Consider the following 13,227-nt stretch of genomic DNA (forward strand, 5'->3'; position numbering starts at 1 on the left):
CGATCATTCCACCCGCTGCAGCACCGGCGATGGCGCTACCCAGAACACCGCCATATCCACCACCCAAGGCGCTCTGCGCCGCAGAAGGACTCATCTTACCGATGGACAGCACGTTGATCTGCAACAGATAGTGGGCCTGCGTGTACGGCACGACCTGATAGCCCTGACTTTCCAGTCGCGCATCCAGTTCCTGCGTGAGTGCCGGAACGTCCAGCGACTGGTCAGCAGTGTTTTTGAACTGCACATAAACGGTCTGCTTGGACGGCGAGACCGGCGGCACGAAGATGGTGTTCGACATCTTCGTCTGGACTTGCAGATCCTTATGGGTGAGCGCCAACTGTGCGGCCGCGCAGCCGGAAAGCGTGACGGCGACGGCGGACAGTACGGCAATGCGTAGGGCAAACTGCTTTTGGATCATGGTATTATCCTTTCCTGGTAAAGTAACATTAAAACCACATTCTGATTGGTGCGTTGCAACACACACTAAAGCCTGTGAAAGACAGATGCAGGCTTTAGTGTGTGTCCGGCCTGTTAGTAGCGCCGGACGCACGGATACGTCTTCGATTTGGAAAGAGCGGGCAGGTTGAGTTATTCCCTGCAACTGAAACGCCATCATACACAAGACAACGTTAAAGTGTCAAAATAAACCTGCGTTGACCGTGGCTTGTTTGGATGGAACTATTCGGCTTTCGCCGTCAATCATCGCCTCGCGCCATCGCCCAGTCCCGATTGAATTGCGCCTGCAACTCCGATATTGGGCGCCCATTCAGCAATAACCCCATTTCTCGGCTGACCTCCAGTGAAGTCTGGGTGAAATTTTCTGACCCCACGAAGGCCTCATGGCTGGAAATGACCGCCTTCGCGTGCATGTAAATCGGCTTGACGGGCATCAGCCGCACCTGTACGCCATGCGCGCGTAGAAAAGCGACATCCCGCTGATCTTCGGCGTTGATATTGGCAGGCAGGATCACTCTGACCAAGCGTCCTTTGCGGGCAATAGCGTCCAGTGTCGGGCGGTATGGACCCATTTCCTCGCTCTCGATCTCTATCGGGCCCGGCTGGTCAATAACGTCGATGATCTGCGCGGCAGACGTGCCCGGAGAAAGGACTAAAACCTGATGCGTCCAGGCCGGTGCGCGTTGATTGCCGCCCTGCGTAGCAGTTATGCCCTGCGTAGCAGTTATGCCCTGCGCAGCAGTTATGCCCTGCGTAGCAGTTATGCCCTGCGCAGCAGTTAAGCCCTGCGCAGCAGTCCAGTCGGCATGGAAAACAGCGTTGGCCGCCTTAACCACGGTGGGATTTTTCGTGACATACAGATATTCCCGATTGCGATGGAATGCACTCCAGTCGAAGTTGGCCGTACCGATCTCGCATGCATGACCGGAGCAGACAAACTTTTCATGGAGGAAGGCGTAATGGTCGCCGTGGCTAGTAAAGCGGTAAGGGGCCAGTTGCAGCGCGGCACCCGTCGCCTCGATCTCCCGTTCTTCTTTTTCCACCTGCCAGGGCTTCATACCGTAAGGTTTGCCCTCGATGATGACCCGTACATCGACGCCGCGTTCACGGGCGGCTTTCAGTGCCCGAAGGATCGGGCGGTCGGAGAGATAATACACCCCGACGCTAACCTCGCGGCGGGCAGACTGGATGACCTGCACAATCGGGGCAGGTCCGGCATGGGGTTCAATGTAAAGGGGCATAAGGTATCCTTAACCGATGTGATCATTCTGCTGTTCGATAACTAATTCGCCGATATTTTCCAAGACCGGCACACCCGGAACGGGTCCTCCCCCACCATCATGATTTCCTCTGATGCGCGCCACTCGCGGCACGCCGGCATCCACCGCTTCCCGGCAATGCGCCCACAAATCATCGGCAAAGATCTCCGGTTTCAAAATCCGAAGTGGATCAAACTTGCTGCCACCAAAACCCACGCCCATCAACCGCACTTGCCGTAAGCCCAGTTTATCCAGAACTTTCTGCCGAGACTTTCGTGCTTTTACGCTGACAGCAGAAATAACAAAAACCTCGTGGTCTGCTTCGAGCCAGGCCTGAACCGCTTCCAGAGCCTCTGGAATAACCGGGCAGTCTTTCCAGGCATCACGGAGATCGAACATGGTACAGCAGCGAACAAATTCCGCCATGGATAGGCCATAGCGAGCTATTAAATGATAACTCTGATTCCTTTCGACCAATTCGCGCTTCAAGGTGTTTTCCGCGAACGTGTGCCAGGTCGATAAAAAATCAAAAAGCACCTGATCGGCATCGATGGCGATTCTCATTTTTTGCGTGTCCTTTTTTATCAGATGATCCAACACAAATTAGTGTGTCTAGCGAAAAGAAACATTTTCCGCCGCTTGCATCTCCTGAACGTCCCAAGCAATCGCATGGACCATCACCTGAATCCCCATCCAGTTGGGATGCACCTGATCTGTCCAGAAATATTGCGGGTGGTTTTCACTCAGCAAGTCCCACCGCACTAGATGCACGTTCGGATAAGTAGCGGCCGTCTGTAGATACAGTTGTTGGACTTCCTGTTCCCAGGGCCGGGGCATCTCTGGCATCACCAGAAATACCTGACGACGTGGCCCCAGCATTTTTAGCAGTTCCTCCATGTCCTCTGGATACACTTCACCGTTTGTGCCCAACTCAATAACGACCGTCCCAACGTTTTGTGTCAGTCGATCCTGCTGCATGTCTTTCCAGATCGGTAAAGCACTGGAGAATTGTCGGCCAACCCGACCACTGATCAGGGCATTCGGAAACACATGCGCAAAGTAACCCGACCAACCCGTGAGTATGCTGTCCCCAATGATGACCATCCCTACAGGATAGTTTTGCGGGAATCGCAGCACGGAGGACGCATCCAGCACGTAACCCGGGGAGGGTGACTGCGTGTAATCTTTTCCCGCGTCAATCAGTGCCATCCGGTCCAGATACCGTTCTGGGGGCTGCGGAATGGGTGCAGGCTGATTGTAATAGGCCAGCGGCATCATCGGCATCGCTTCGGCGTTTCCAGTGATACCCAAAGCCAGGGATAGTCCAACGCTGGCCATGAAGAGAGCACGCAAAAAACGGGAGAGACGCTGGGGAGAGGTTGGTCTTGAGAAGGGAGTTGACATAGGATGGGGTTATCCTTATAGGAGTTAATATAACGCTATCTTAATGACATAGGCGGTTTTATGCAATATCGAACTGTTAGGTGAAACCTAATGGTTTAAGAAATATCTCTAGGCGTGGGATTGGAGGGGAGGAAAGATTGTGTCGACGGTGTCGTCATGATCTGTCCATTGATCTGCTAAATCGCCTATGCGGCGTTCTACGTTGCTTCGATGCGCTCCGTATCTTCGGTTTTCTTCTAAATCGCCTATGCGGCGTTCTACTCAACGATCGGGTTGCATATCGGGAAGGTTATCTTCTAAATCGCCCATGCGGCGTTCTACAGGCATCACACGCGGCAAAAAGAAGAAGCAGACTTCTAAATCGCCTATGCGGCGTTCTACCATGGACGCGACAGCAGCGAAAATGGACGAGTCTTCTAAATCGCCTATGCGGCGTTCTACTCCGCGCTGGACGCCTTCGTCGGTCAACGCATCTTCTAAATCGCCTATGCGGCGTTCTACTGATTGTAAAAGAACGGCTCCTGATCTACAGAAAAGCATGTCCAGAAGTTTGTAAGCTGCCTGACTAAGCCTCCGCTCGAACACAAACCGCTTTCACGGTATCAAACAAGACATCCATGACCACCATTTCTTGCGCTTTAGCGATCAATTCCGCGCGGAATGCGGAGTCTTTTTTGCGTGAATCCATTCCGAACTGAAAAGCCAAAGGCATCACCAGCGCGTCTTTGATGATATCAGCCACATCGAACACCAGCGCTCCGCGTCGGGTCTTGCCGTGTAATACAGGAAACGAAAACGGGATTCCCAACGTGTGCAGGACCACGGCCGCATAACCATAGGCGATATAGTTTCCGTGATCCAAAAAGCCATTAACGCGATCCGCGACGGTTTCGTTTGCGCGTTTTCCTTCTTCCCGCGCGAAGGGTAAGCGGAACCGCTTCGCCAGAACTGCATAGAGACGCTTCGCCCAAGCGGCTTCGGCTGACAGTAGCTGCGTTGTTGTCTGACACCGATCAATGTCTGACAGAAAGTCTTCAACCTGAGATTGCGGTATCGTCATGTCCATTTTCCCCCAGGTACTCACCGCTAATTCGATGCGTTTGCACAAAAAGTGGCGGGCCATGTCCATACGTTGCGACTCGTCCATCCATCGCATAATCCAGTTCTGGGCATATCCCGTGGGCCGATATTCATCCTGCGGAGGCATGAATACCATATCTATCGCGGAGAATAATGGAGAACCGCCAGACCCACAGAATGCCAGCATGACATTGGACTCCGCCAGTTTCCTGGCGGCAGCGTCCGTAATGGACGTGCCTTTCCCCAACATCAGCAAAGCCGTATTCTTGTCAGGGATGTTGAACATCTGTTCCACATCTTGCCCGCTATCTGTGAGGTACACGATACGGTCATCAGCTTGAAAAACTTTCGCATGTTCCAGGTAAAACACATTGGAACGCTTTGACATAATCACTGCAGATGAGCGTTTTGGTTCTTCTGTCATACCTTACCATATCCCCCAAACAGAAAATCAAAATGAACTGGCCTTTGTTTTGCAGGCATCGTGACATGGAATCGTTGCGCGACTGTTTCGTCCTCGTCAATCTCCCGCGCATACTGAGTTACTTCTTCTAAAGATGGACAGAAAAAGGCATGAGCAGAGCAGTTTTTTTCTACAGAACAAAACTCTGCCAACGCATATTCTTCCTCCACCCCCTGCTGAATGAACATCATCTTCCGGTCCTCCTCGTCATACCGGAACACATGCGCATACATGCCAGAACTCACCCGAAGTGCATACTTGTCGAACAATGCGGAATGCCAAGTCCACGGCTTGTCCAGGTGCTTCAAGCCGTCCACGAGGAACGCTTCTATGGACTCGTCATCCTTCTGCGCAAAAACCGTTTTGTCCGATCCAATGCGCCACCCGGCGTGAAGCACCTCGCCATCCGGCTTGCACAACAGTTGCTGCATATCGTAAACCTTGTATGCAGACACCTGATCAATCTCATACCCCGGATACTGAAAAGACCTGCCGTTTTTCGGTCGAAAACTCCGCAAATTCCGGTCCATCACCGCCACATTGGGATGATCCACCACCATCAACCGGTGACGATTGACCCGACCTGCCGCCTGCACGATGGATTGCGCACTGGAAGGTTCCAGGATGGCCCAGTCGAAATCATGGTCGCGCCCAATTTCTTCTACAGGCGTGGCCACCACCACAAAGCGCAGATCCTGCACACCGGCGGCCTTCGCCCGGGCGTGGGCCTGCCGCATTTCCGGGTCTTCCAGAATGGACTGATTGGGATCGCCATGGGCCATGGGCTTCCGGGTCAATGCCCGGTCCAACATTTGTTCTTTCATGGCCCGTCGCAACATCATGTCCGATGCATGGTAGCTGGTGACCACCAGCCCATCCTGGTGCTGGTCGGCCAGTATCCGGGCGATCTGCACGCACGGACGGACGTTCGCCATACGCACCAGACCAACGCTGACGCGCACGCCCTCCCAATCAAAATGATGGTCGGCGTGTAGCCGTGCGCTTTCCCGATCTATGATGACCGCCCAATCTTCGATCTCAGCATTGCCCACAGGGATCGCCCGATACCGGCGATGCGCGGCACCGGCGGACACCGCCGACACCAGGCGCTCGACATACTGATGGTAAGCCGCCTCAAAGTTGTCATCGCCCGCAACGGACGGTGCAACCTGATCATCCACAAAGACATACCGGGGCGATACCGTATCTCCCGTCTGGCCGATCATCCCTGCACGCAGAACGCATCCTTGCGTAAACGCCTTCCGCAAAGCCTTGGCGACCGGCTCCGATAATGTTGCGCTGGAAGCCACAATGTTCCGCCCAAACAGCGCCGACAAGAGGACCACCCGGCACACGGCCGCCAATGCCGCAGGCTCATATCCGTCAATCTCATCCAACACCAGATCGCTGTGCGCAATCCGCATCAAGGCCGACGCATGATGCGTCGTATCGCCAAAATCGCCAGCGGCAATCACGTAGTCGATAGTGGATACCAGAACCGGCGGCGTCAGCAGCGGGATCAAGCCCGGACGAAAGGATCGCATCCGCTCCAGCCATGAGGGAACCACACCGGCTGCAGCCTCTACCTGATATTCGGTTTCCTCCGCCGCGCCGGGTTCTTCACTATCCTCCAGTGCGACCGCCTGCTGAAGCTCGTTCAACTTCCTGACTAGCGGATCGCCCACCATGCACGCAAGGTCGTTTTCTTCGATTCCCAGTTCCTGCTGATAGGCATGATGGGTCTGCACCGTCAAGGTGCGCAGATTGAATACGGAGGTAACCCGAAAAGGGCGATCTTCGGGCGACAGCGCCGCCAGACATCGCATGTTCGCCCGAGTCTTGCCGCTGCCCGTTCCACCCAGGTTGAACACCAGCGTCGGTTCGCCTTTGGGCAACGCCCCCAGAAAATCCGCCGCAATATTCTGCCAGCGAAACCGGGAATCGGGAGCCGCCGGCCGCAAGAGGTTTTCCATGGATTGTGGAGAACATCCCGAAAAGTCGTGTCCCTCAAAGTACGCCTGGGCGATCCTCCAGGCATGCGCCCCGACGCCCAACAGATGCACCCTGAGGGACTGTTTGGACTTCGAGTTGGCACGCAGCACTTCCTGATCGGGGGTGCGCTGTTCCTGCGAGGACCAGTAATGATCTGCCCAGGTCAACGCCGCCCGCGCGATGATAGCCGCCCCGCGCCAGTCGTTCAGTGGATGTTCCAGTAGGACGACCTTGTACTTCTGGATGTTCTGCAGAACATCCTCCGGCAATTCTGCACCTTGGAAAGGCTCCAGCACTTTTCCCTGTTCAGGCTTCCCTTGGTAATGCCAATGCCTGGAATTATCCGGGTCTCCGATCGTGCCCTTCATCATGTGATGATGCGTAATCACCGCCCAACGCAGAGCATCCAGGACCGCCCAGGACGATACGGGGATGTTGGACTTTACGCAATCGATCGGCAGGTTACCGTTTCGTTTTGCGCTTCCCAGAGACGCTGGCGTCCCATCCCACACAGCGTTCAGTAAAATGCCGGACAGCCATTCATGACGGATCGGGTCACCAAGATACTCACTCTTGTCTTTTTCGCCCTTTCGGATTTTCTTGACGGTTTTTTTTGAAATCAGTTTTTCCTGAAAAAAGGTGTTCATCTTCCCCAGATCATGGGTCAGCCCGGACAGCCGCGCCAAGGTTTTTACGGTAGATACATACTCCGGCATAGGGTTTTTCTTTCTGGATACGGTAGCCACCGCCACACCGCCATGTTCCGCAAATGTTTTTCTGGAACCGACCGTCCACAACAGGGTCATCTTCTGCATCCCAGCATTGCGATAACAGGCTACACTCATCTCCCGCGTAGCGGATTGCGCCAAATCCCTTCGCAGCCCCGCAAGTGCTTCCGTGGTAATCGGCGTCATCCATGTATCTGTCCCGAACCGCACGGCAAACCGGTCAATGATGGAGCGGGTACGCTGCAAGGCGCGACCGGTGCTTTGTGAGACGAGGACAACGTGCATTAAAAAATCCTTTTTTAATAAAAAAGACATGCTACAAAAAGCGAAAAGCGTGGTATGTGAAACGCTATGTTAAGTGTTGTGGCGTTATTCTGTCAAATCTTCTAAATCGCCTATGCGGCGTTCTACAGGTCAAAGCCCTCGGGTACCAGATCGAAAAACTTCTAAATCGCCTATGCGGCGTTCTACGTGAGAGCCAAAGGCAGGTGGTGCCCGATGGTCTTCTAAATCGCCTATGCGGCGTTCTACCAAATGATGCAGTTAATGCGGAACATGAGCTACTTCTAAATCGCCTATGCGGCGTTCTACTTGAGTACGGCGCAGATGTACCGGGATTATATCTTCTAAATCGCCTATGCGGCGTTCTACGGCATCGACCCCGTGGCCGACATTGCCAAGATCTTCTAAATCGCCTATGCGGCGTTCTACTATGGAAAGCAGACTTGATTTCGGCCGGTGTGCTTCTAAATCGCCTATGCGGCGTTCTACACGCATGATGGCTGCAGCCCTTGTCTTTAAGACTTCTAAATCGCCTATGCGGCGTTCTACTTTTCGGCAACCGCTTGTGCTGCGCTTGCACCCTTCTAAATCGCCTATGCGGCGTTCTACTCTGGAAGCTGAATTCGAGGTGGCAATGACAACTTCTAAATCGCCTATGTGTAGCGGCTTGCAATCGAAAACGGCGTGCTCGCAATCCATGGGCTTTTTCGGCTCACATTAACTGCAACTGACGGGCCTTCGTGCTCACATTATTTGCAACTATGCTCGCAATCATCCGCCCGTGCTCGCAATCCATGACGGCGTGCTCACATTAATTGCAACTGACGACGCCTAAATCGGCAGGCCAACAGCCAGCATTTTGTCCCGCAGTTCAGCGGCGCGTGCCGGGTCCAGTGTATTATTGAGAAAGGCCTTGATCTCGGCCGGTCTGGCATCGAATTGATCTACCAGGTCCTTGAGGTGATAGCCGTGGCGCGTGAGGGTCGGCTCCAGATCATCCATCTGCCGTGACAGCACCGATTCGACCACTTCTGCTGACACCGGGCGCTCGCCCGCCTGGTAACCGGCTTCGAGTGCCAGAGTCAGGTGCAATTGAATTTGCAGCGGTGTACGCAGCTTGGTGGCCAGCAGATCAACGGCATCTTCCGTAAGAATGGTGTCGATCTCTGCGCCCTCCACGGCGCTGGCATTGAGCAACCAGTGAATATATTCCCGCTGACTGCCGGCGATACCGTCCAGGGAGAACACATCCGTGCGATACCCGATTTCTTCCATAACCGGTCGACGGAGATCGTTCCGGAGTTTCGGGTGGCCGGCAAGGACCACTGAGAGGCGGCCGTCACCATCTTCCACGAGTTCCATCAGGCGTTTTAACCCGGTCAGGGTATGTCCATTCAGGTCGTGGGCTTCATCCACAAAAAGGGCAACCGGACGCTTGTTTTTGCGAACCAGCTCACGCAAGTCGCGCTCCCGCTTCTCCCCCTGTGCAGGAATACGCACTTGTTTTTCCGTAGACAGGTCGTAAAACAGGGCGGCGATGAAGGTGGCCAGCTTGCTATTGTGCTTCTCAATGGCCAGCGATTTGGAGACGGTTACTCTTTTCTCCGCCTCCAGGACCTGCTGTAGTCGGCGCATCATGGCGGTCTTGCCGCTGCCGATGACCCCGCACAGAGCAATCAGCCGACCTTCGTGGATCGCGCCCCGGATGTCTTTCATCAAGGCCTGGTGATGGGCCGTCTCATAATAACCCGCCTGATTGAATGGCGTGGTCAGACCAAAGTGCTGCATGACTTCAACCCGCATATCCTTCTCCTGCGCCTTGGTGCGATGAGCGGAAGTGCTCCCGAATACGGGCCAGAACGACCTTGCGCACCAAGGTTTCGGTCAGCACCTGATCAATAAAAGCGCGGTCTTCCGGCGATAGTTTGCTCAATGGCGCCGCCACTTCATCGGCGATAGCGAGCTTGGCAGCGATCACCGTCGGATACCGGTATTCCAGCGCCTCGGCATCGAAGGCCTGTTTGAGTATGGGTGCCGCTGACGGGAGTGGCGCGATGCGCACATCATCGCCAGCCAGCGCGCTGATTGGCAGCCCGATCTGGGCCGCCAGGGCACGGATGCGATCTGCCCGCGCATCGGCTTTGCTGCGCTTAAAAGCGCGGTAACGGTGCAGCGGAATGGGGCCGGATACCGGATAGTAGGGGCCAGTGCGTTCGCCTTCGTATTCCACGTAGAGCTGGTCATCGAACAATCCCCAGAGCAATACCACATAGTCCCCGGCCATGCCGGGCTCTACTTCATACTCCGTGCCCTCAAAGCGAATACGTGCGTCTATGCCCACCTTGCGCCGTTCTGGTTCTCGCGCGAAGCGGCAGAACTGCTCCCAGGTACACATCTCACGCAACCCCTCTTCAGGCAGGTGGCCCAACCAGTCGTCAGTGCGGGAATGGATTTCTGAACGATGCCGTTGGCCGTTGTAGCGCAATAAATAGCGGGCCAGCCATTCGTTGGCCTGTATTTCGGTTTCCGGTTTGTGAAAGTGATAGAGGGTTTCGTGGGCTTCCTTGATGGTGCGAAAAGGGCGCTCCACTTTGCCTTTCGAGCGGGCTGTGGTGCGTGTTCCATCTTTGCCCGCCGGGATATGCGTCTGCCAGTCGATGGCCAGCGACCGCATGATGTTCTGGAATACATGGCTCTTGGCCACTGGCCCGTTATCGAGATAAATCATCCTGGGCCGCCCCTGAAAAGGGCAGGCCGCATCAGCCTTTGGTGCCATCGCGTTGAACAGAAAGCGCAGGGCAGATTCTGCGTCTTCGCCGTAGACGCAGCGATATTCGACATACGCCATGCCGCTGCGGTCATCGACGACGCTGAACAGCGCCAAGGTCGGCTCGCCTTTAGTCAGATCGACCCATTCCGGCTTATCAATACGCTTCAGGTCAGATGGCGAGATATCGAACTGCCAGCAGTCATTACTGTGCTCCGCCTGGAAACGCACGGCGGGGGGTTCCCGCGTCAGACGCGACTGATCCAGGTGCCAAAGCAACAGGTAGCGGTTCACGGTGGGTCTCTTCAGGAGCCCTTTGGGTGCCTGGACTAGGCCATGGGCGGTTTCAACCCCGTAATCTTCCAGCAACTCAATAGCGCGTCCGGTGGATAGGTGCCGGTTATTCTTGTTGGTGGTGCGCAATTTGAGCGCCGCCACGAATTCGCAGTAACGCTCCAGATCGGGTTGTGCCAGTACACGGGGTTTGCCGAGATCGGCGCGATGCGCGGTATGGGGTCGGCGAACCCGGTTCATCTCCCGGTAAACCGTACCCGTGGAAAGGCCATACAATAGGGCTACTGCGGCAACCTGGTTCGCGCGCTCAGGGCTTTTATGAGGTAAACGATCCAGCCGCTGCCGCAATTGCAGCAGCGAATCGGAGGGAATTTGCTTACGTCGCCCCGATGCCAACGCGGTTAGCCGTGGCGAGATAATTGTAGAGCGTCGATTTGGAGATGCCCATCATCTGACAGATCTCCTTGATCGTGTACTTTTCTTCCTGGTGGAGCTGCAAAGCCAAGGCCCGTTTGGCGGGATCGAGTCGTTTCGGTCGCCCCCCCATTCGGCCGCGGGCGCGCGCGGCCGCCATGCCCGCCCGGGTGCGCTCGCGGATCAGGTTGCGCTCGAACTCAGCGAGGGCGCCGAAGAGGTGAAACACCAGGCGCCCTCCGCTGGAGGTGGTGTCGATGTTTTCCTGCAAGCTGCGCAGCCCCACTTGGGCGACTTCGAGATGTTCCACCACCGCGATCAGGTTTTTTAACGAGCGGCCCAAGCGGTCCAGCCGCCAGATGACGACGGTATCACCAGCACGCAGCACCGCCAGCATCTCGGTCATGCCAGTGCGATCGACCTTCGCGCCGCTCACCATGTCTTCAAATATCCGCTCGCAGCCCGCCGCCTGCAGGGCATCGCGTTGCAGATCCAGGTTCTGGTCATCGGTGGATACCCGTGCGTAGCCAATCAGCATGGCGTTCAGTCCAATAAGTCACGAGATTCAAGTATAGCCGGACCTTGAATATTGGAAAGGGTTTATGAGGTGCCGAATGGCAGATTTCAGCAGTGTTCCGAACGGAGCCTTGGTGCGTCCAAAAAACGAGCGTTTTGTGGACCTGTTCAGTTGCAATTAATGTGAGCACGCCGTCATGGATTGCGAGCACGGGCAGATGATTGCGAGCATAGTTGCAAATAATGTGAGCACGAAGGCCCGTCAGTTGCAGTTAATGTGAGCCGAAAAAGCCCATGGATTGCGAGCACGCCGTTTTCGATTGCAAGCCGCTACACCTATGCGGCGTTCTACTCCAGAACGGGTCGGACTCGCCGCCACGATCACTTCTAAATCGCCTATGCGGCGTTCTACGGAGGACAAGCAAGGTTTTGCGTTTTCGCAAGCTTCTAAATCGCCTATGCGGCGTTCTACATCGAGCAAACGAAAGATGGGTTTGAAATAAACTTCTAAATCGCCTATGCGGCGTTCTACTCATTGACGGTGAAACCGGCACGTACACGAACCTTCTAAATCGCCTATGCGGCGTTCTACGAATCGTCAGAGCCAGAATTGCCGTCGCCCGACTTCTAAATCGCCTATGCGGCGTTCTACTTCTGACCTGACGCCGTGTACTGAATAATCATCTTCTAAATCGCCTATGCGGCGTTCTACGTATGGGCAACTTGACGGTAAGCCGGATGAATCTTCTAAATCGCCTATGCGGCGTTCTACATATGGGGATCCCGCTTCTACTGCCGCCAGTTCTTCTAAATCGCCTATGCGGCGTTCTACCGTAAAAATCGCCCTGTTTCCCAACAGTGAAACCTGATTATACAAACACTTAACCTACTCTACAAACTCTCGGACATCCTTTTCCCAAGAGTTTTGTAACTCATTGATTATTAAAGAGCGACTCTTGGGCCGCCCGAAACTATGCCCAAGAGTTTGCAAACCGCTAAAACTCTGGCAGCGGGACGAACGGCGACTTTGTGGAAAACCCGTAAGCATTGACCTTGCCCTGCACTGTTTCTGCAGATGCGTCTTTCACGATCCGCTTCTCCACGGTAAACGGGAAATGCGTATTTCCGCTTTGCGACCGCACAAAAAAGAATGGCAATTCTTTCAGGTCTTCCAACGCTTTTTCACGTTTCTTCATCGCCCGCTCCTTCGCGTAGTCCGGGAAGCGGGCCCTTTTTACCCCATGGAAACGGGACGGCAAGGCCACACGCTGATACAGGGCCCATCGTTCACATTCTGGCGTTTCCTTGACCCGTCCGCACATCCAGCGCTCCCGCTCGTCGCCCTCCCAATCATCCAGAAGCGCATCCAGTACATCCCGATCCCCAAAAAGACGGATCACTTCACCGATCTTTGGGCGTTCGCCAGCTTTATACTTCGGGAAAGCCACACCCAGCTTCACCCCTTTGGATTCCATGAAACCATGCAACCGGCCAATCAGGGTTCCCACAATCTGGGGAACCCCGTCACCGGTTACGCGCACATCAGCGTAGTGGGTAACGGGGATCGTCATT

The 13,227-nt window shown here is 54.9% G+C and carries 10 protein-coding genes and 3 CRISPR repeat arrays; all 10 genes read right to left on the reverse strand.

All coding sequences use genetic code 11. The features are described from left to right. The coding region (gene traT, locus HAP95_RS08965) for a complement resistance protein TraT (protein WP_215883913.1) at positions 1-418 on the reverse strand (418 nt) is incomplete at its 3' end. Between the two features lie 277 nt (positions 419-695). Further along, positions 696-1,697 carry a phospholipase D-like domain-containing protein gene (locus HAP95_RS08970; protein WP_215883914.1) on the reverse strand — a complete coding sequence of 334 codons (1,002 nt, stop codon included), beginning with the start codon at positions 1,695-1,697 and terminating at the stop codon, positions 696-698. Positions 1,698-1,706: 9 nt separating this feature from the next. After that, entirely contained in the window at positions 1,707-2,279 is a 573-nt protein-coding gene (locus tag HAP95_RS08975) for an HAD family hydrolase (RefSeq protein ID WP_215883915.1), read from the reverse strand. Between the two features lie 48 nt (positions 2,280-2,327). Continuing rightward, positions 2,328-3,119, reverse strand: coding sequence for an SGNH/GDSL hydrolase family protein (locus HAP95_RS08980; protein WP_226831214.1), 792 nt, complete (start codon positions 3,117-3,119; stop codon positions 2,328-2,330). A gap of 173 nt (positions 3,120-3,292) precedes the next feature. Beyond that, a CRISPR array of direct repeats spans positions 3,293-3,620; the repeat unit is 28 nt; unit sequence CTTCTAAATCGCCTATGCGGCGTTCTAC. A 64-nt stretch (positions 3,621-3,684) separates the two neighbouring features. After that, complete coding sequence (cas1f, locus tag HAP95_RS08985; protein WP_215882017.1) at positions 3,685-4,587, reverse strand: type I-F CRISPR-associated endonuclease Cas1f; 903 nt, start codon at positions 4,585-4,587, stop codon at positions 3,685-3,687. A gap of 32 nt (positions 4,588-4,619) precedes the next feature. Beyond that, a complete protein-coding gene (locus tag HAP95_RS08990) occupies positions 4,620-7,667 on the reverse strand; it encodes a CRISPR-associated endonuclease Cas3'' (protein WP_215883916.1) in 3,048 nt (1,015 codons plus the stop codon). 98 nt (positions 7,668-7,765) lie between these two features. Further along, positions 7,766-8,273: a CRISPR direct-repeat array (repeat unit 28 nt; unit sequence CTTCTAAATCGCCTATGCGGCGTTCTAC). Positions 8,274-8,495: 222 nt separating this feature from the next. Next, entirely contained in the window at positions 8,496-9,467 is a 972-nt protein-coding gene (locus HAP95_RS08995; RefSeq protein ID WP_014028469.1) for an ExeA family protein, read from the reverse strand. Continuing rightward, positions 9,457-11,097 carry a DDE-type integrase/transposase/recombinase gene (locus HAP95_RS09000; protein ID WP_202796653.1) on the reverse strand — a complete coding sequence of 547 codons (1,641 nt, stop codon included), beginning with the start codon at positions 11,095-11,097 and terminating at the stop codon, positions 9,457-9,459. The genes HAP95_RS08995 and HAP95_RS09000 overlap by 11 nt, the downstream gene beginning before the upstream one ends. Before the next feature lie 4 nt (positions 11,098-11,101). Beyond that, positions 11,102-11,677 (reverse strand): recombinase family protein, encoded by a 576-nt coding sequence (locus tag HAP95_RS09005; RefSeq protein WP_014028471.1) that lies wholly within the window; start codon positions 11,675-11,677, stop codon positions 11,102-11,104. A 362-nt stretch (positions 11,678-12,039) separates the two neighbouring features. Continuing rightward, positions 12,040-12,487: a CRISPR direct-repeat array (repeat unit 28 nt; unit sequence CTTCTAAATCGCCTATGCGGCGTTCTAC). A gap of 163 nt (positions 12,488-12,650) precedes the next feature. Beyond that, positions 12,651-13,226: a type I-F CRISPR-associated endoribonuclease Cas6/Csy4 gene (gene cas6f / locus HAP95_RS09010; protein ID WP_215882015.1), complete on the reverse strand. Its 576-nt coding sequence runs from the start codon at positions 13,224-13,226 to the stop codon at positions 12,651-12,653. Position 13,227 lies beyond the last annotated feature (1 nt).

The organism is Acidithiobacillus sulfurivorans (assembly GCF_018853815.1).
In the GTDB taxonomy this organism is placed as follows: Bacteria; Pseudomonadota; Gammaproteobacteria; order Acidithiobacillales; family Acidithiobacillaceae; genus Acidithiobacillus; species Acidithiobacillus sulfurivorans.